The following is a 19799-nucleotide window of genomic DNA, read 5'->3' on the forward strand; positions in this document are numbered from 1 at the left end:
TGCATGTTCTCTCCTCAATGCCTTGAAGGCCGCGTCGCCATCATCACCGGAGCCGGCGGCGACATCGGGCGAGCGATCGCCAAGAGGTTCGCCGGGGCGGGCGCAAGCGTCGCAATGCTCGATCTCGACGCCGTTCCAACCGACGGTTTTGACCCGGATCGCTGCCTTGCAATGCCATGCGATGTTGCCGATCCGGCTTCGGTCGAGGCCTGCATCGACGCGGTCGCGAGCCGCTTCGGCCGTATCGACATTCTCGTCAACAACGCCGCAACCGAAACCCCGCTTGGCACCGTCTGCGACATACCTTTCGAAAGCTGGCGCAAGACGCTTGATGTCAATCTCACCGGCGCCTTCCTGATCTGCAAATACGGCGTGCCGCATCTCGGCAAACAGGGCGGGGTCATCCTCAATATCGCGTCCCAGCTCGGCCATGTGACGACGCCCGGGCGTGCCGCTTATTCGGCCAGCAAAGCCGGTCTGCATTCGCTCACTCGCAGTCTTGCGCTCGATCATGCCGACCAGGGCATTCGTGCCGTCAGTCTTTCGCCGGGTGCGGTGCTGACGAGCCGCGTCACCCGACAGGCCGGCAGCGAGGCGGCGGTCATCGAAGCGCTTGCTCCGCTTCATCCGATCGGCCGGATCGGCACACCGCAGGAAATTGCCGCGACGGCGCTTTTCCTCGTCTCGGATGATGCAAGCTTCATCACCGGCACCGACGTGCTGGCCGACGGCGGTTATACGGCGCGGTAGTTCACGAGGCATTGGTCTGATCGGCAAGCCAGCGGACATAGTCTGCGCAGGCCTCGTCCGGCGCCATGAAGCGGAAGCCGAAATCCGTTTCGAATTTCTTGGCCGAGACCGCATGGCGACGTCGGGAGAGATCGTCGTTGAAGGCGATCGCGCTGTCGCTGCCATCTGCCTTTCCGTCAGCATAGTACCAGCCCGGATAGGCTTTCGCCAGAAGCGCACTGAGTCGGCTTACATGCCAGGTTTCGCCAACACTGAGATTGTAGAGATCGGACGGTAGGCTTTCCCGCGTTGCAAGCAGCGCAAGCGCTTTCGCTATGTCTCGGCTGCTCGTCCAGTCTCGGGCACCGCCTATAGGCAGGAGAACATCCTCACCCGCCACGGCCTTGGCGGCGATCTGGAACGGCGGGCTCATCGTTTCGCGCACGCCGGTTTCATGCTCGTGCGGCCCGAACACCGCCGTGATGCGCGCCCGCACAGTGGACATGCCAAAACTTTTCCCCGCTTCGACAACCAGTCTCTCGCTGGCAAGCTTGGTAAAGCCGTAAAGCGTCGCGGGCATCGGGTTCGTCTCTTCGGTCACGGCTGTACCATCGAAGGGTGCCGCGCCGTAGACGGCGGATGAACTCGGGTAGACGAAGCGGCGGATGCCGGCTTTTCGACCCTCCTCAAGCAGGATCGCGACCGAGACCGTATTGACGTCGAAGGCGTCGCTTGCCGATGCGATGGCGCTGTTTGGCCCAAGGGTAATCGCGGCGGCATGGATGATGCAGCTAATGTCGTGGCGCGAGAGAATGTCAGCGATCGCCACGCGATCGCGGACGTCCGCCAATTCGACCGCGACACCCGGCTTTGCGGCAAAGGTTGCGGGAAGGGCGCGATCGTTGAGGGCAACGACAGGTTTGCCTTGAGCGATCAACACTTCGATCAGGTTCAGCCCGAGGAAGCCACCGGCACCCGTTATCAGAATGCTCATCGAGTGTTCCTCCTTCCAGATCTCATAATTCTCGAGCGGCAAGATGGCCGTGATAGACGGCTTCAAGGACCGTGCGGGGCGCAAGGTTGTCGCCGATCTGCCGGACGGGCACGGCAAGATGTCGTAGCTGCTGGAAGAGAGACTGGTCCGCGAAATTGTGCTCGGCGGCGACGAGACCGGTGAACCCCATATGCAACTCGCTCTCGCCGGTCGAGAGATCCTCGACAGTCAGGGTCTTGCCGTCGAAGCCTGTAACCTTCCGGAGCGTGGCGATCCTTACCTTTTTCTCGCGCAGCCGTTTCAGGTTTGCGAGTGTCGAGTAGATGGTCGTGCGCCAGGCAATGCCGCCGGCCGGCGAAAAGAACGTCACCTTTTTGCCGAGGTCGGCGAGATATTCCGCAAGCGTCAGTGCCGCCCATTCGCCGGTGCGGTCGAACAGGGCCACGTCGCTTCCGAGGGCTGCCGGATCGTCCAGCGCCTCCACGATCGTGAAGGCCTTTCCGCCACCGGCAAGCTCTGCGCGAACCGGTATCGAACCTGTCGCCAGAAACACTGCATCGGCGGCAAAATCGTCAATCGATGCGGCATCGGCATGCTTGCCTGTTACCACCGACACACCGAACCGACCCAGATCGCCAATCTGCTCTGCCATCAGCGTCCGGAACTCAGCGCGCTTCGGCATCTTCACCGCGTCGCGAAACTGCCCGCCGAGATCGTCCTGCTTTTCCCACAGCGTCACGATATGGCCGCGCTCCGCTGCCGTACGCGCCGCCTCCAGCCCGGCCGGTCCGCCGCCGACCACGAGCAAGCGTTTGGGTGATTGCGTGCCGGTCTTGGCAAGTTCCGGCCATTCGCCTTCCAGCCCGGCGCGGGGATTGACCAGACAGCGGATCGGCAGGTTCTTTTCCAGCATCCCGGCGCAACCCTGATTGCAGGCAATGCAGGTGCGGATTTCGTTCATTCGGGCTTCGACCGTCTTGTTGACGATGGCCGGCTCGGCAAGGTGGGCACGCGCCATACCCACCGCATCCGCGCCACCGGCCGCAATGATCGCGTCGGCTTCCGCCAGTGTGTTGAATCGACAGACGGCGAAGACGGGAATGTCGTGACCCCGGCTGCGCAGAGCGATGCGGATCCGCGCCGGCAATGCCCGGAATGGCTCCGGATCGATTGCCATGTCGGCCATCTGCGAAGCGAGCGAATAGGAGGCGTGATAGGCGGAGTGCGAGACATTGAAGAAGTCGATCTTCTCGGCCGCCGCAAGTGACACCGCGGTCCTCTCGGCCTGATCGATGGTGATCCCGCCCTCGACATACTCATCGCCACTGAGGCGAACACCCAGACAGAATTCGCGACCGACTTCCGCGCGGACAGCCTGCAGGACCTCAAGCGGAAACCGCATCCGGTTTTCCGCCGAGCCGCCATACGCGTCGTCACGTTTGTTCGAAAGCGGTGACAGGAACTGCTGCAGAAGATGGCCGTGCGCCATCTGCAGCTCGATCCCCTCGAAGCCCGCCGCCACGAGATGGCGCGCGGTCAGCACATGTCCTTCGATGACCGCTTCCATGTCGGCGCGATCCATCGGGCGTGGCGGCAGCGCGGATGTCGCCCACCGGATCGGCGATGGGCCCCAGGAGACCGTTCGCTCAAAATCGCCCTCAACCTGCCGGCCGAGATGGATGATCTGGCCAAGGATCCGCGCGCCTTCCGCTTTGACAGCCTCGGTAATCCTGCGGAACGGTTCGATACAGGCAGGGTCGAAGCCACAGACGGCCTGCGGCCGGCCAAGCGAGTTCGCGTGAACGCGGATGGATTCAAAGATGATCGCACCGACACCGCCCCTCGCACGTTCACGGTGATAGGCAAGGTGGCGCTCGCTCGGCAGGTGGTTTTCGCCGAAATTGGTCGTGTGCGCCGGAACGAGAATGCGGTTGCGAAACATGAGATTGCCCACGGCAAGCGGCGCCATCGCACGTGAAAACTCGGTTCCGGCAGATCTCTCTTGCATCGCACAATCTCGCATGTTGCACTGCATATAGGCAAATACGTCTGCTGAGTGTTATATGGGCATTGACGAGATCTGTCAGCCGTTTTATACAAAACCTGTATTAAAAATAAGATAGATTGGGAGCTCACGTTGAGGCCGGCGACCGAACCCTTGAAGACTCAGAAGGTCTATCTTCTGCTGCGGGACAAGATCGTTTCGGGCGAGCTGAAGGCCGGCATGCGCCTGCCGAGCGAGCTTGCGTTGGCTGAACAATACGGGGTTTCGCGGGTCACAGTCCGGCTCGCGCTCGATCTACTTTCCGCCGAAGACCTGGTCGACAAGCGGGTCGGATCCGGCACCTATGTGCGGGGCTCCAACTTTGCCCAGATGGCCACGGCCGACCTGTCGAATGCCTTTGCGCACCTCATTGAAATGGGGCGGACAACGGCGGTCAAGCTGATCTCTTTTGACTATATCGAGGCGCCCGAGAAGGTTGCCGAGGCCTTGCATCTCGAAGACGACGAGCGGGTTCAGAAGTCGGTGCGCGTGCGCTCCTTCGACGACCTTCCCTTCTCGTACCTGACAGCCTACGTGCCCGAACGTGTCGGTCGAGAATATTCGCGTGAAGACCTTGCCCATATGGCTCTCCTTGAGCTGATGGAGAGAGCCGGCCTGCGTGCTGAAACGGCGTGGCAGGAAGTGGGTGCGGTTCTTGCCAATCCGGAAGTGGCCGAGGCGCTGGGTATCGGTGTGGGCTCGCCCCTCATCGCGCTGACCCGCGTCGTCTACGGCAAGGGAGGGCGCGGCATGGAGTATCTCCAAGCGCTCTACCGTCCCGATAGATACAGCCTGCAAATGAACCTCGTACGCAAGGGCACTGAAGGGAGCCGGCACTGGAGCCCTACGTCCGAGGTCTACCGTAACGAGCGGGCATCCGGCCCCCGCAATCCTAAGAGGGTGGTGAAGGAATGAAGAAGCTCACGAACTCGGTCTCCCGGCGCACGGTGCTGAAAGTTGGCGGTGTCTCGGCGATGGTCCTTGCGGCACCCGGTCTCAGCCGGGCACAGGCGCCGACGGTCAAGATCGGCCTGCTGCAGCCGATGACCGGTGGCTTTGCCGGCGACGGCGATCTGGCACGGATCGGCGCGGAATATGCGATCAAGGAAATCAACGATGCCGGCGGAATCAAGTCGCTCGGCGGCGCCAAGCTCGAACTTCTGATCGGCGACAGCCGTTCGAATGCCGAAGCCGGCGCCCAGGCGACCGAACAGCTGAAGGCGGATGGCGCTGCGATCGTCGTCGGTGGTTTTGCTAGCGGCATTTCCATGACCGCGACCCAGGCCGCGGCCCGCTACGAGCTTCCCTTCATCATCGACTGCGCCGTCTCCGACGCGCTGATGACGCGCAACCTGAAAAACGTCTTCCGTTTTAACCCGAGCTTCTCGATGGCGGCCGACGTCGCGTTGAAGAACCTCGTGACCATCAACGACGCTTCCGGCAAGGCCGCAAAGACCGTGGCGATCGTCCATGAAGACGGTCTTCTCGGCTCGGGCCTCGCCAAGCTGATGCAGGCTCGCCTGCCTGCCCTCGGCTTCGAAGTGGTCGAGGCGATCTCGCACCCGACACCGGCGCGCGACATGTCGAATGTGGTCCTCCGCCTGCGTTCGCTGCAGCCCGACCTCATCATTCCCTCGCATTACTTCAACGAATTTGTGCTGTTCGCCCGCACACTGCAACAGCAGCGGGTCAAGCCGAAGGGCGGTATCTATGCTCTCTTCGGTGGTGCGGCCTCCAGCTACCGGTTCGTCAAGGAATTCCCGGAAGCGGCTGAAGGCGTGATGGACGTCAACCACTGGGGCGATCCCAAGAACCCGACCAACGACAAGCTGATGCAGGCCGTTCAGGCCGCCGGCAAGTTCTACGCCTACAACGCGCCGATCAATTACTCGGTCGTCAAGGTCGCAGCGCAGGCGCTGGAATTTGCCAAGAGTGCCGAAAGCGGCGCGATCATCGAAGCCTTGCAGAAGAACGAGTTCGACAGCGGCGTGATGCCCTACGGCAAGTCGAAGTTCGATGCGACGGGCCAGAACGTCAACGCGCTTCCGCTCAATACCCAGGTTCATGGTGGCCAGATCAAGGTCATCTATCCGGACCAGTTCGCCCAGGCCAAGCCCAAGTTCCCGGCCAACGGCTAATCCATACCCAGCGAGTGCGGCAGGCCCGGGGCGGCGTTTCTGTCCCGGGCCATTCCGGCAAGCCCTTCTTCGAAGGAAAATCATGTATTCGCCGACAATCATTTTCGAAGCGTTGATGAACGGCCTGATGCTCGGTGCCGTCTATGCGCTGATCGCCCTCGGGCTCACCCTCATCTATGGCGTGCTGCACATCGTCAATTTCGCCCACGGCGCCTTGCTGACGGTCGCGATGTATCTCGTCTGGCTGGCCTCTGACAGGTTCGGCCTTGATCCCTACGTGGCCATCCTCGTCGTCACGCCGTTAATGTTCGCGATCGGCTATTGTCTGCAGCGTTTCATCATCGGTCCGGCCAGTCGCGGCTCCGACAACGGCATTCTGCTCGCCACCCTTGGTCTTTCGATCGTCATCCAGAACCTGCTTCTCGCCGGGTTCAATTCCGACACCCGCACTATTGCGACAGATTACGCGTTCGAGATCGTGCCGCTCGGTCCGCTCCTCCTCTCACTGCCGAGGGTGATCGGGCTCGGAGTCTCGGTCGTGACCGCCGTCCTTCTGTGGGCGATCCTCAACCGCACCGATATCGGCAAGGCGATCCGCGCCGTTGCCAAGGAAAAACTCGGCGCCAGCCTTGTCGGGATCAATGTCGCGCATGTCTATGCCATGACATTTGCGATCGGTACCGCCTGTCTGGCGATTGCCGGCGGGCTGCTGATGCCCTCCTTCTATGTCAGCCCCACGACAGGGGCGGCATTCGTTCTGGTCGCTTTCACCATCGTGGTTCTCGGCGGCATGGGATCGATCCCTGGCGCCCTGATCGGGGGCCTGCTGATCGGCGTCGTCGAAGCCATTTCCAGCCTCTTCCTCGGCGATAGCCTCGGCCAGATCGGCATCTTCCTCATTTTCATTCTCGTGCTTCTGGTGAAGCCCACCGGCCTGTTTGGAGCACGCGCATGAAGAAGAACTTCGAATTCATCGCGGCCCTTGCCTTTCTCGGCGTGGTCGGCATCGCAGCCATTGCCGGGCTGCCGGGCAACATTCTCAATCTCCTGATCTTCATGATGATCATCGCGCTGACGGCGCAGGGCTGGAATGTTCTCGGCGGCTATGGCGGGCTCTCCTCCTTCGGACACGCGGCCTTTTTCGGTACCGGCGCCTATACGACGACGATCCTGCAGACCAGCTTCGGCATCAATGCCTGGGTCGGCCTTGTCTGCGGTGTCATTCTCGGTGCGGCCGTCGGCGCCATGATCGGCTTTCTGAGCTTCCGGGCAGGCCTGAAAGGATCCTATTTCGCGCTGATCACGCTGGCATTTGCGGAAGTGCTGCGCATCCTCGCCAACAGCTGGGATTTCACCGGTGGCGCTGCCGGCATGCTTGTGTCGATCAACAACGGCTTTGCCTATCTGCAATTCTCCGACCGCCGCTGGTTCCTGCTGATCCTCATCGGCTTCGTGGCAGGCGGCCTGCTTCTGACCCGTTGGCTGGAACGATCCGCCTTTGGCGCCTATCTCATCGCGCTTCGTGAAAACGATCAGGCGGCGCAGGCGCTCGGCGTCGATATCTTCAAGATCAAGATGCAGGCGATCACTCTGTCTGCCGCAATCACCGCGCTTGCCGGCTGCCTCTACGTCCAGAACTTCCTCTTCATCGATGCCAATGTCGCCTACGGCTCGTGGATCTCGATCGAGGCGCTGTTTGCGGCGATCGTTGGTGGTGCAGGCACGATGCTCGGGCCGCTGATCGGCTCGGTCCTCCTCTTGGGTCTTGGCGAAATCACCAAGTCGTTTTCGGGCGGCATCGCCGGCGTCGATCTCGTCGTCTTCGGCATCATCCTCATTCTCTGCGTCGCTTTCGCACCGAACGGGATCAGAGGCTTCGTGGCGGATCTCTGGTATCGGCGCAAAAGCCGCGGCAAGGCGATGTGAGGGGCATGACCATGTTGAAAGCGCACAATCTCACCAAGCGATTTTCCGGGCTTCTCGCCGTCGACGATGCGACGATCGACGTGGCGGAGGGTTCGATCACCGGGCTGATCGGTCCGAACGGGGCCGGCAAGACGACGCTGTTTGCAATGATCGCCGGCTTCCTCAACCCCAATGCGGGAACCGTCACGTTTCAGAACGAGGACATTACCGGTGAGAAACCGCATTTGAGGGCGCGACGCGGACTGGCGCGGACGTTCCAGATCGTCCAGCCTTTTGCGGGTCTCGACGTTCGCGACAACATCGCCGTCGGTGCCTTCCTGCACACGAAGGATCCGGCCGAGGCGAGGCGTCTTGCGACCCTGACGGCCGAAAAAGTCGGTCTCGGCCACGAACTTGACAAACTTGCCTCGGGCCTGACGATCGCCGGCCGCAAGCGGCTCGAACTGGCAAGGGCGCTGGCGACGAAGCCAAAGCTGTTGCTGCTCGACGAAGTGCTGGCGGGTCTCAATCCATCCGAAATCCGCGATGTTTTGCCGATCATCCGGCAGATCCGCGAGGAGGGTGTCACGATCCTGATGATCGAACACATCATGCAGGCGGTGATGAACCTCTGCGACACCGTCTACGTCCTCTCGCAGGGCAAGATGATCGCAAGCGGCGAGCCGCGCGTGGTGTGTACCGATACGGCTGTCATCGAGGCCTATCTCGGCCACGGCGCTGCAGCGCGTATCAAGGCGGAAGGGGCAGCCGATGCTTGAGATCGCAGACCTGCGCGCCGGCTATGGCGGAACCGAAGTCCTTCGCGGCCTCAGCCTTTCCGTCGGCAAGGGCGAGGTGGTTGCCGTGCTCGGATCGAACGGCGTCGGCAAGACCACGCTCAACAAGGTGCTGTCAGGGGTACAGCCCGCCCGCAGCGGCTCGGTTCGTTTCGACGGCCGTGAAATACTTGGCACCAGCGCCCGCGATATCGTCGCATCCGGCCTCATCCACGTGCCGGAAGGTCGCAAGATCTTCCCCAACCTGACCATTCTGGAAAATCTCGAACTTGGTGGCTATTGCCGGCCGAAGCGGGTCCGGGCCGGCAATATCGAAAAGGTGTTCTCGATCTTTCCGCGGCTGAAGGAACGGACCCGGCAGTACGCGGGCACGCTTTCAGGCGGCGAGCAGCAGATGCTGGCGATCGGCCGCGGCCTGATGAGCGAGCCGAAGCTGCTGATCCTCGACGAGCCTTCGCTCGGCCTGTCGCCGCTTCTGGTCGAGGAGATGTTCTCGCTCATCCGCCGCCTGAGCGACGATGGCCTGCCGATCATGCTGGTGGAGCAGAACGTCATGCAGTCGCTGGACCTCGCGAGCCGGGCCTACATCCTGGAGAACGGTTCGGTCGCACTATCAGGCGATGCCGCCGAACTTCGCGACAATCCTGAATTGAAACGGGCTTATCTCGGCCTTTGAGCGACAAGAACACGGCCCAGAGAGGCCGGCAAGAACAAGGAAACATACCATGAGTCTCAGCCAGGATTTGAAGAGCGGCATTCCGATTGTTGCGCCTGGGGTGTTTGACGCGCTGACGGCGTCGATTGCAGCAGGCGCCGGCTTTCGCGCAGTGTATCTGAGCGGCGCGGCCATCGCCTATACCCATCTCGGACGTCCGGATATCGGGCTTGTCTCGATGGCGGAAGTGGCCGACCGGATCGCGATGATCTGCGACCGGATGACAGTGCCTGTCATCGTCGATGCCGACACGGGCTACGGCAATGCGCTCAACGTCCAGCGCACCGTGCGGCTGTTTGAAAAGATGGGCGCCCAGGGCATCCAGCTCGAGGACCAGACCACGCCGAAGCGCTGCGGGCACCTGAACGACAAGTCGGTCGTCTCCACCGGAGAGATGGTTGGAAAGATCAAGGCGGCCGTCGACGCCCGCGCCAACGAACAGACGCTGATCATCGCGCGCACAGATGCGCTGCAGATGGAAGGCATCGATCGGGCGCTGGAACGCGCGCATCTTTATGCGCAAGCCGGTGCCGACATCCTGTTCGTCGAGGCACCAAAGAGCGGCGAGCAGCTGGGCGACATCGCCGGGGCGCTGAAGGGCGTCAGGCCACTGGTCGCCAACATGGTCGAGGGCGGCACGACGCCGATCCACAACGCGGCTGAATTGTCCGACCTCGGCTTCCAGATCGTCATCTTCCCGGGCGGTATCGTCCGGGCAATGGCGAAGACCGCGGTCGATTATTACGCCTCGCTGGCCGCTGCCGGATCCAACGCGCCTTTCGCCGACCGGATGTTCGATTTCAACGGGCTCAATGCGCTGATCGGCACGCCCGACATGCTCGCGCTCGGCAGAACCTACGAAGATGCCGATGGAAAAGACAGACATGAAGAGGATGCGGCATGAGCTCGCAAGCTACCGTCACGACCGATGCCGTGACGCTTGATCCCGTAACTTTGGCGGTGCTGAAGGGACGGCTGGAACAGATCGCGGACGAGATGGATGCGACGCTCTATCGCTCGGCTTTCAACCCGACAATCGCCGAAGCCAAGGATGCCTGCCACGGCATCTATCACGCCACGACCGGCGACACGCTGGTGCAGGGCACATCCGGCCTGCCGATCTTCGTCGGGGCCATGGCGTTTGCCGTGCGCGCCGTCATCTCCAAGGTCGAGCGGGAAGGGGGCTTGCAGGAGAACGATACGTTCATCTTCAACGATCCTTACGAAGGCGGGACGCATCTCAACGATTTCCGTCTGGTGCGGCCGATCTTCCGCGATGGAAAGCTGTTCTGCTGGATGGCGTCGGTCGGTCACTGGCTCGACATCGGCGGCAATGTCGCCGGCAGCTACAATCCGAAGGCGGTCGAAAGCTTTCAGGAAGGCGTGCGGATCCCGGTGGTCAAGCTGATCTCCGCAGGCACGATGAACAACGACATCATCGAGATCCTCTCCGCCAATTCCCGCGTTCCGATGTCGAACTGGGGCGATCTCAACGGTCAGCTCAATGCGCTCGATCTTGGCGAGAAACGGCTTGGCGCTCTTCTCGGCGAATATGGTCCAGCGACAGTCGATGCGGCTTTCGAGGCATTCTCGAACCGCGCCGAAGCGCTGATGCGTTCGGCGATTGCGTCGATCCCGGATGGTACCTATTCGTTCGAGGACGTGCTCGACAATGACGGCATCATCGACGAGATGCTGACGGTGGCGCTCGACCTGACAATTGCCGGCGACACGATGGCGCTTGATTTTTCGCGCTCCACCCAGTCGGCCCAGGGTCCGATCAACATTTCGCGCTCGACGACGATTGCCGCCTGCTACGTGGCGCTCAAGCATATCTTCACCGAAGTGCCGGCGAATGCGGGCTGCCTTCGCCCGATCTCGTTCAACATCGTCGACAATTCGCTGCTTGGCGCAAATGCTCCAAAGCCGGTTGCCGGCTATACGGAAACCATCCTGCGGCTGATCGGCGTCGTTCTTGGCGCCATTGCCCAGGCCGATCCGGCGCGTGCGACTGCGGCTCCCTTCGGCACGATCAACGCATTGTCGCTTGCCGGCTACAGGGCAGACCACAAGCGATGGGTCATGTTCTCCTTCTTCGGCGGCGGCCTCGGCGGCAATCCGGTCTCCGACGGCTTGAACCACGCCAACAACCCGATTTCGACGGCGACCATTCCACCGGTTGAGATCCTGGAAGCCGCATATCCCGTCATGTTCACGCAATGGGCGCTACGGCCGGATTCGGCCGGTGCCGGCACCCATCGCGGCGGCGTCGGTTCCGTCTATGAAATGGAGCTGCTCACCGGCGCCGATGTGGCGCTGCTCGGCGAACGCGGCAGACGCGCGCCGTTCGGCGTCGTCGGCGGAGAGTCAGCGGCATTGAACAGGTTCTCGTGGCAGACGGAAGACGGCGGCGAAGCCGTTCCGCCGATGGCATCGAAGATCACCGATCTGAGGCTGAAGCCCGGCAAGCGGATCCGGTTGGAAACTCCTGGAGGCGGCGGCTGGGGCGATCCCCACAGGCGCGATCCGGACAAGGTTCTGCATGACGTGCGCCTCGGCTTCGTCAGCACCGGCCAGGCGGAAGCCCTCTACGGCGTGGTGATCGGCGCAGATGGCGAGATCGACCACGAAGCAACCGACAAGCTGCGCAAGGGAGTGGCCGCGTGAGCGATCTGGGAACAACAAAACAACAAAATGAAAAACTGGGCCAGTCGGGATTGGGCAGGATCGTCGGCGTCGATGTCGGCGGTACCTTTACCGATCTCTTCTATTTCGATGAAGCTTCGGCGAAATTCCGCACCAACAAGGTCCCTTCCAACCGCGGCGATGAAGCTGTGGGCTTCCTCGATGGTCTGAAGGGTTTCGGCGCCATCGCTGACCTCTCCTCGATCGTGCACGGCACGACCGTCGGCACCAACGCTCTTCTTGAGCGCAAGGGTGCCAGGGTTGGTCTGATCACCACCGAAGGCTTTCGTGACGTTCTGGAAATGCGCCGCCGGGACCGGCCCAATACCTGGGGCCTGTGGGGCGATTTCATACCCGTCGTCGAACGCGACATGCGTCTGGAAGTGGCGGAACGCACGCTTGCCGACGGTACGATCCGTCTTGGCGTCGATGTCGATGCCGTCCGCGTCGCGGCCGAAAAGCTGAAGGCGATGGGTGCTGAAGCGCTCGCGATCGTCTTCGTCAACGCCTATGCCAATCCCGAAAACGAGGAGCGTGCGGTGGAAGCCGCCCGTGCCGTCTGGGACAACGAGAACCTCGCCTGCTCGACGCAGATCCTGCCCGAAATCCGCGAGTTCGAGCGCACGTCGACAACGGTTCTCAACGCCTATCTGCAGCCGGTCGTCGGCTCCTATCTCGGCAAGCTGGAAACGGCACTGGCAAGCGAGGACTTCGCCGGCCGCTTCCATATCGTCCAGTCGAACGGCGGCGTCATGTCGACGGAAACCGCGCGCAGGCTTCCGGCCCGTACGGCGCTGTCCGGTCCGGCGGCAGGCGTCATCGCCGCAGCCGCGATCGCAAAGGCGGCAGGCTTCCCGAACGTCATCACCGGCGATCTCGGCGGCACGTCCTTCGATGTCTCGCTGATTGCCGACGGCAAGGCGGCACTCGCGGCCCAGACGAAGATCGATTTCGGCCTCGTCATCCGCACGCCGATGATCGAGATCACCACGATCGGTGCCGGCGGCGGTTCGATTGCGCATGTGGATGCCGGCGGCCTGCTGCAGGTCGGCCCCGAAAGTGCCGGTTCACGGCCGGGCCCGGTCTGCTACGGCCAGGGCAATACCCGGCCGACGCTGACGGATGCCAATGTCGTGCTCGGCCGCATCAATGCCGACCGGCCGATCGGCGGCAAGCTTGCCCGTCTCGACGTTGAGGCCGCCAAGGCCGCGATCGACCAGCATGTGGCAAAGCCCCTCTGCCTCGGTGTGATGGAGGCGGCCGAAGCGATCGTGAAGATCGCCGACAGCCGCATGGCCGGTGCGATCCGGCTGATGTCGATCGAGCGCGGTCACGATCCGCAGAAGTTCGCGGCCGTTCCCTTTGGCGGCGGCGGGGCATTGCATGTCTCGGCGCTGATCCGCGAAGTCGGGCTGAAGGCGGCGCTCGTGCCGCGTTATCCGGGTGTGACATCGGCTCTCGGCTGCGTCATCGCCGACATCCGCCACGATCAGGTGCAGACCTTGAACCTCTCGCTCGAGGGCATCGACGTTGCGGCGATCGACGCCCGCATGGTCGATGAGGCGGGCAAGGCGCGCGCCGTCGTCGAGGATGCGCATCTGACGGTCGAGCGGATCGATACGCTGTTCGAGCTCGACATGCACTATGTCGGTCAGACCCATACGGTTCGGGTCACACTGCCGGCAACGATCAGCGGGAGCCAAACCGATGTCAGCGAGGCGATGATCCAGCAGGCTTTCGAGGATGCCTATCAGGCAAGCTTCAGCCGGCTTTTGCCGGGCGTTCCGATGCGGATCGTCAATCTTCGCACCAGCGCGATCGGCATTCGTCCGAGCTTCGATCTGAAGGCGCTTTCCGCACCAACCGACACGACAGTTGCCTCCGCAACGACCGGCTCGCGACAGGTCTGGTTCGACGGCGCCTGGCATGAAACGACGATCTACGATCGCCTGCAACTGCCGGAGAGTTCGGAAATCCAGGGCCCGGCGATCCTCGAGCAGCCGGATGCCACGACCGTCGTGTCGCCGGAATTCAAGGCGCGCGTCGATCTCTACGGAAATATCATCGTGGAGCGGAAAGCATGAGCGGACATTCGATCCCCATCGAAAAGACCGGCCTGATCATCGTCGATCTGACCAACGATTTTCTTGCCCCTGACGGCGCCTATGGCCGTGCCGGTCAAGGCGCGCCTGAGATTGCGGCACTGCCGGCGCGCATCAAGCCTCTTGTGGAGGCGATGCGCGCAAAAGGCGGCTATATCATCTCGGCCCAGTTCACGCTGGTGCCGGCCAAGGGTGGCGAGCCGATCATCTCGCCGCACTTAAGAGAACTTCGGCCCTTTCTCGGCAAGGGCGATTTTGCGCCCGGCACCTGGGGCAACAGCCTGATCGACGATCTGGCACCGGCCGATCTCATTGTCGAGAAAGTCGCCTATTCGGCGTTCTACATGACCCGGCTCGAATGGATCCTGCGCAAATGCGGCATCGAGAAGCTGGTGGTCGGCGGCATCGTCACCAATGGCGGTGTCGCCTCCACCGTTCGCGACGCCCATGTGCGCGATTTCGAGACGATCACCCTGTCGGATGGTTCGGCAGCTTTTTCGCAGGAAACGCACGAGACCGCGATCGCAGCACTGAAACCCGTCAGCCGGATCGCAACGATCGCAGACATGATCGCCGAGTTCGAGGCCCGATGAGCAAGGTCGAAGTCTCGGACCGGGAATTCGAGGTGACGGTGCCGCTGGTCGTGATCGGCGCCGGTGCCGCCGGCATGATTGCAGCATTGTCGGCCAAGGCAGACGGCGTCGATGTGCTTGTGCTGGAGCGCGATCCGCTGCCGCGCGGCTCGACGGCGCTGTCAGCCGGCCTCATCCCGGCAGCAGGCACGCGCTGGCAGCTTGCGATCGGCGTCGAGGACACGCCGGAAACCTTCGGGGCGGATATCCTGCACAAGGCGGATGACGAGCCGGATGTGGGCCTCGTTCGGCTGGTGACCGAAACGGTCGGCCCAACGCTGGAATGGCTGGCCGAGGACCACGGCCTGGCGTTTTCGCTGGTCGACAACTTCCGTTATCCCGGTCACTCGCACCTTCGAATGCATGGTCTTCCCTCCCGGTCCGGCGAGGAGTTGATCGATCGTCTGCGCGACGCCGCGGAAGAAGCCGGCATCGATATCCTGACGGAAGCTCATGTGGACACGCTCGTCGTTGGCTCCGACGGCAAACCGCGAGGCATGACCCTGTCGCGACCGGATGGGTCCCGCGAAGACATCGGCTGTGAGGCATTGATCCTTGCCTGCAATGGCTATGGCGGCAATCCGGCGCTGGTCGCCCACCACATTCCGGAGATGCGGGATGCTCTTTATTTCGGCCACCCGGGCAACCAGGGCGATGCGATCGTGTGGGGTGAGGCGCTGGGTGCTGCGACGCGGCATCTGAGCGGTCATCAGGGACATGGATCCGTCGCCCATCCTGCCGGGATCCTGATCACCTGGGCGACCGTGATGGAAGGCGGCTTCCAGGTGAATGTCGCAGGCGAACGCTTTTCCAACGAGGCGAAGGGGTATTCGGAGCAGGCGTCCAACGTGCTTGCTCAGCCGGAAGGGATCGCATGGACCGTGTTCGACACGCGGATCGCCGCGATCGCGGCCCAGTTCGAGGATTTCAGAAGCGCCGAGCGTATGCATGCGATCATCGAGGCCGATACGATCGAGGCGCTTGCGGAGCGGATGCAGGTCTCGCCGGAGAAACTGACGGCAAGCTTCCGTGCTTTCGAGAATTGCAAAGCCGAGGGTGGGGCGGACCCCTTCGGCCGTTCTCTGGCAGACGTGCCGCCACTTCGAGCGCCCTTCAAAGCGGTAAGGGTCACCGGCGCACTCTTCCACACCCAGGGCGGGCTTGTTGTTGACGGCGAGGCACGTGTGGTTCGACGCGACGGTTCGACCATCGCAAACCTTTTTGCCCCCGGAGGCGCCGCCTGTGGCGTATCGGGCAGCAAAGCGAGCGGCTACCTGTCCGGGAACGGTCTCCTGACTGCAGTGGCGCTCGGACGCATTTCGGGTCTTCGCGCCGCCGCTTACCTGCGCAACTGCTAGAATCGAAGGACAGCCGGAAACATCTCGTTCGTCACAGTTACCGTACCCAACCCGTCCATCTCTTGTTTCCACGCCAGTTTGCGCTAAGTCAAAAGTCGCAAAAGGAAAAAACATGATCGACGGCTTGAGTACAAAGGCGAGGACAGGCGTTCTGGGACTGGACGATGTATTATCGGGCGGTTTGACTCGCCGCCATGTTTTCCTGCTCGAAGGGACGCCGGGCACGGGCAAAACTACGATCGCCCTGCAATTTCTTTTGGAAGGCGCGACACTCAAGGAGCGCTGTCTTTATATCAGCCTGTCGGAGAGCGAAGAAGAACTGCGGGAAAGCGCGCTTTCGCACGGTATCGAATTCGGGGATTCGATCGAAATCTTCGAGCTCGTCCCCCCGGAAAGCCTGCTTGACGCAGACCAGCAGCAAAGCCTGCTTTACTCCTCAGATCTGGAGCTCGGCGAGACGACCAAGCTGATCTTCGAGGCCTTCGAGCGTCTGAAACCGCAGCGTGTGGTGATCGACAGCCTGTCGGAAATCCGTCTGTTGGCACAGAGTTCTCTCCGCTACCGCCGCCAGATCCTGGCCATGAAGCATTTCTTTTCTCGATCCGACGCCACAGTCCTTTTGCTCGACGACATGACGTCGGACAATCTCGACAAGACCGTCCACAGCGTCGTTCACGGCGTTCTTCATCTCGAGCAGCTGGCTCCCGACTATGGTTCGGAACGCCGCCGCCTGCGGGTGATCAAATATCGCGGCCAGGCGTTCCGCGGCGGCTATCATGATTTCGTCATCAAGACCGGAGGCGTCTCGGTCTTTCCGCGGCTGCGTGCGATCGAGCACAAGACGGCATTCGACCGAGCTATTTTGAAAAGCGGCATTGCCGAATTCGACGATCTTCTTGGCGGTGGTATAGAACGCGGGTCGAGCACGCTGCTCATCGGACCTGCCGGTACCGGCAAAAGCCTGTTCGCGCTCCAGTTTGTAGCAGCTGCCGTGAAGCGCGGTGAGAAAGCAGCCGTCTTCATATTCGACGAGGAGCTCGGCCTGTTGTTCTCGCGTACGAAAGCAATGGGGATCGACCTCGAGAAGATGCGCGACGACGGCGCTATTCACATCGAGCAGCTGGATGCGGCCGAGCTTTCGCCGGGGGAATTCTCGCAACGCGTGCGGGATCGCGTGGCGACCTTCAAGGCCGGGACAGTCGTGATCGATAGCGTGAACGGCTACCAGGCGTCGATGCCCGAGGAAAACGCGCTGATCCTGCACGTGCATGAACTGCTGCAATACCTCAATCGGCAAGGCGCCAATACGTTTCTGACAGTTGCCCAGCACGGGCTCGTCGGAGACATGAAATCCCCGGTCGATGTCACCTACCTTGCCGATACAGTAATCCTGCTGCGCTATTTCGAGGCATTGGGCAGGGTTCGGCGCGCAGTTTCGGTCATCAAGAAGCGAACCGGTCGGCACGAAGAAACCATCCGCGAGTTTCGCATCACCGATGCGGGGCTGACACTGGGCGATCCGCTTTCCGGTTTCCAGGGCGTGTTGCGCGGCGTACCGACGCTTGTCGGCGAAAAGCAGCAACTGCTGGAGCTTTCAAACGAGGACGAAAGCCATTCCTAACAGAGATGCCGTCGGCCTCATTCACGCCCCACACGGTCGCGATGCGCAGATTGCGGCATCCCTCCTGAAGGAAGCCGGTATCGCTTCGAAGGCGGCCCCGGACCTGTCCGGTTTCGTCGACAGCCTTGACGACAACATCGCGCTCGCTGTCATCACCGAGGAAGCTCTACGCTCCGCCGACCTGCGCGCCATCTCCCAGTGGATCGAGAACCAGCCGAGCTGGTCGGATCTACCGTTCGTCATTCTGACAAACCGCGGCGGTGGTCCGGAGCGTAACCCCGCAGCTGCGCGGCTGTCGGAAGTCCTTGGCAATGTCAGCTTCATCGAGCGCCCTTTCCACGCAACGACATTCATCAGCGTTGCCCGTTCTGCCGCACGCGGGCGTCGGCGCCAATATGATGCACGTCTGCGGATGGAAGCTCTCGACGAAGGAGAGCGCCGCCTGCAGACAGCACTCGAAGCCGGTCGCCTCGGCGCCTGGGAACTGGATCTTGCAACCGATGTCCTGAGCACGTCTGCGACCTGCAAGAGCATTTTCGGGCGCGGTCCGGAAGAGGCGTTCACCTATCACGACCTTTTTGCCAGCATCCATCCCGATGACCGGCAACGCGTACAGGATGCTCATACGGCAACAGCCGAGAGCGGTGAGGATTATTCTGTCGAATACCGCACCGTCTGGCGCGACGGCACCGTGCGCTGGGCAGAAGTGCGGGCACAGCTCTACCGCGACCACTCGGGCAAGGCGGTCAAGCTGGTCGGCGTATCCGCCGACATTACCGACCGGGTCATCAACGAGAAGCAGCAGCGGCAGATCAACGAACTGCTCGAAGAGCGCGTCGCCGAGCGGACGCGTGAACTTGAACAGGCCCATTCGGTCGTGATGGACGAGGTGTCGCAGCGTGAGCGGGCGGAAGATCAACTGCGCCAGGCGCAGAAGATGGAGGCGATCGGCCAACTGACCGGCGGCGTCGCCCACGATTTCAACAACCTGTTGATGGCAGTGCTCGGCAATCTCGAATTGCTCCGCAAGCTCGTTGCGGGCGATCCGAAAGCCGAACGCCTGATCGATGGCGCACTTCAGGGTGCAAGACGCGGCGCGTCGTTGACGCAGCGGCTGCTCGCCTTTGCCCGCCGCCAGGATCTGCAGATCGGCCCGGTTGACCTTGGCGCCCTGATCGGTGGCATGCGCGACCTTCTCGAACGCTCGGTCGGGTCGACCATCCTCGTCGAGACCTCAATACCGGATCATCTGCCGAAGGTTTCCGCAGATGCCAACCAGATCGAGCTGGCGCTTCTCAACCTCGCCGTCAACTCGCGTGACGCCATGCCCGACGGTGGCACGCTGCGGATCAGCCTCAGCCAGGAAGAGCAGAGGTTCTCAAACGATACGCTTGCAGCCGGGCGTTACGTCGTGCTCTCGGTCAAGGACGAAGGCCAAGGCATGGACGAGGCGACGCTGCAGAAAGCCATCGAACCGTTTTTCTCAACGAAGGAACTGGGCAAGGGAACGGGCCTCGGATTGTCGATGATCCACGGCCTGGCGTCCCAGTTAAAGGGAGAGTTGAAGTTGTCGAGCAGGATCGGTTCCGGCACCACCGCCGAATTGTGGATTCCGGTCTCTTCCGCTGCCGAGCAGCCGAAGCAGGCCGAGGCACCATCGCCTCCGGCAGAATATCAGGGTGGTCCCAAGCGTATCCTGCTTGTCGACGACGACGTCCTCATCGCCATGAGTTCCGCCGACATGCTGCTGGATCTCGGACACGACGTGGTCGAAGCCCATTCCGGCAAGGAGGCGCTGGAGCATCTGGGTAAGGGACCAAAGTTCGATCTGATGATCACCGACTACTCCATGCCTGGCATGACCGGGGGCGAACTCTCGAAGGCTGCACGAGCCTTGCTGCCCGAATTGCCAATCCTGATCGCCTCCGGCTACGCGGATCTTCCGCCTGGCGTTGATCTTGAGGTTGCGCGGCTCGGAAAGCCGTATACGCAGGCACAGCTGGCGGAACAGATCGGCAAGCTTACGTCGCCGCGCTAGTTGCTCTCGCAACCGGGCGCGACGTCATAAAGCTCAAAGGG

General features: G+C 62.0%; 16 protein-coding genes. 14 read left to right on the plus strand and 2 right to left on the minus strand.

Annotated elements, in window-relative coordinates; genetic code table 11:
* Positions 1 to 3: 3 nt before the first annotated feature.
* Positions 4 to 750 (plus strand): SDR family NAD(P)-dependent oxidoreductase, encoded by a 747-nt coding sequence (locus IFT66_RS20205; RefSeq protein WP_192078706.1) that lies wholly within the window; start codon positions 4 to 6, stop codon positions 748 to 750.
* Position 751: 1 nt separating this feature from the next.
* On the opposite strand, the gene IFT66_RS20210 is transcribed toward IFT66_RS20205, so the two are convergent.
* Positions 752 to 1723, minus strand: a complete 972-nt coding sequence (locus tag IFT66_RS20210; protein ID WP_192078707.1) for an NAD-dependent epimerase/dehydratase family protein — start codon at positions 1721 to 1723, stop codon at positions 752 to 754.
* A 22-nt stretch (positions 1724 to 1745) separates the two neighbouring features.
* Entirely contained in the window at positions 1746 to 3731 is a 1986-nt protein-coding gene (locus IFT66_RS20215) for an oxidoreductase (RefSeq protein WP_192078708.1), read from the minus strand.
* A 150-nt stretch (positions 3732 to 3881) separates the two neighbouring features.
* On the opposite strand from IFT66_RS20215, the gene IFT66_RS20220 reads away from it, so the two are divergent.
* From IFT66_RS20220 to IFT66_RS20280, 13 genes are all read left to right on the plus strand, one after another.
* Positions 3882 to 4682, plus strand: a complete 801-nt coding sequence (locus IFT66_RS20220; protein ID WP_244473911.1) for a GntR family transcriptional regulator — start codon at positions 3882 to 3884, stop codon at positions 4680 to 4682.
* Positions 4679 to 5905, plus strand: coding sequence for an ABC transporter substrate-binding protein (locus IFT66_RS20225; RefSeq protein ID WP_192078709.1), 1227 nt, complete (start codon positions 4679 to 4681; stop codon positions 5903 to 5905). Before IFT66_RS20220 ends, IFT66_RS20225 begins: the two co-directional genes overlap by 4 nt.
* An 82-nt stretch (positions 5906 to 5987) precedes the next feature.
* On the plus strand, positions 5988 to 6860 hold the full coding sequence (locus IFT66_RS20230; RefSeq protein ID WP_062458510.1) for a branched-chain amino acid ABC transporter permease: 873 nt from the start codon (positions 5988 to 5990) through the stop codon (positions 6858 to 6860).
* Complete coding sequence (locus tag IFT66_RS20235) at positions 6857 to 7831, plus strand: branched-chain amino acid ABC transporter permease (RefSeq protein ID WP_192078710.1); 975 nt, start codon at positions 6857 to 6859, stop codon at positions 7829 to 7831. Before IFT66_RS20230 ends, IFT66_RS20235 begins: the two co-directional genes overlap by 4 nt.
* An 11-nt stretch (positions 7832 to 7842) precedes the next feature.
* A complete protein-coding gene (locus IFT66_RS20240; RefSeq protein WP_192078787.1) occupies positions 7843 to 8589 on the plus strand; it encodes an ATP-binding cassette domain-containing protein in 747 nt (248 codons plus the stop codon).
* Positions 8582 to 9283: an ABC transporter ATP-binding protein gene (locus tag IFT66_RS20245; RefSeq protein ID WP_192078711.1), complete on the plus strand. Its 702-nt coding sequence runs from the start codon at positions 8582 to 8584 to the stop codon at positions 9281 to 9283. Before IFT66_RS20240 ends, IFT66_RS20245 begins: the two co-directional genes overlap by 8 nt.
* 49 nt (positions 9284 to 9332) lie before the next feature.
* Positions 9333 to 10226 carry an isocitrate lyase/PEP mutase family protein gene (locus tag IFT66_RS20250; RefSeq protein ID WP_092664431.1) on the plus strand — a complete coding sequence of 298 codons (894 nt, stop codon included), beginning with the start codon at positions 9333 to 9335 and terminating at the stop codon, positions 10224 to 10226.
* On the plus strand, positions 10223 to 11989 hold the full coding sequence (locus tag IFT66_RS20255; protein ID WP_192078712.1) for a hydantoinase B/oxoprolinase family protein: 1767 nt from the start codon (positions 10223 to 10225) through the stop codon (positions 11987 to 11989). The genes IFT66_RS20250 and IFT66_RS20255 overlap by 4 nt, the downstream gene beginning before the upstream one ends.
* Positions 11990 to 11994: 5 nt before the next feature.
* Positions 11995 to 14091: a hydantoinase/oxoprolinase family protein gene (locus IFT66_RS20260; protein ID WP_249406531.1), complete on the plus strand. Its 2097-nt coding sequence runs from the start codon at positions 11995 to 11997 to the stop codon at positions 14089 to 14091.
* The gene (locus tag IFT66_RS20265) at positions 14088 to 14702 is read left to right on the plus strand and encodes a cysteine hydrolase family protein (RefSeq protein ID WP_192078713.1); all 615 of its coding nucleotides are present in this window, start codon (positions 14088 to 14090) and stop codon (positions 14700 to 14702) included. Before IFT66_RS20260 ends, IFT66_RS20265 begins: the two co-directional genes overlap by 4 nt.
* A complete protein-coding gene (locus IFT66_RS20270; protein ID WP_192078714.1) occupies positions 14699 to 16099 on the plus strand; it encodes an FAD-dependent oxidoreductase in 1401 nt (466 codons plus the stop codon). Before IFT66_RS20265 ends, IFT66_RS20270 begins: the two co-directional genes overlap by 4 nt.
* A gap of 112 nt (positions 16100 to 16211) precedes the next feature.
* A complete protein-coding gene (locus IFT66_RS20275) occupies positions 16212 to 17720 on the plus strand; it encodes an ATPase domain-containing protein (protein ID WP_113110162.1) in 1509 nt (502 codons plus the stop codon).
* Complete coding sequence (locus IFT66_RS20280) at positions 17662 to 19758, plus strand: hybrid sensor histidine kinase/response regulator (protein ID WP_199864892.1); 2097 nt, start codon at positions 17662 to 17664, stop codon at positions 19756 to 19758. Before IFT66_RS20275 ends, IFT66_RS20280 begins: the two co-directional genes overlap by 59 nt.
* Positions 19759 to 19799: the final 41 nt, after the last annotated feature.

Source organism: Rhizobium sp. CFBP 13726 (genome assembly GCF_014841925.1).
In the GTDB taxonomy this organism is placed as follows: Bacteria; Pseudomonadota; Alphaproteobacteria; order Rhizobiales; family Rhizobiaceae; genus Neorhizobium; species Neorhizobium soli.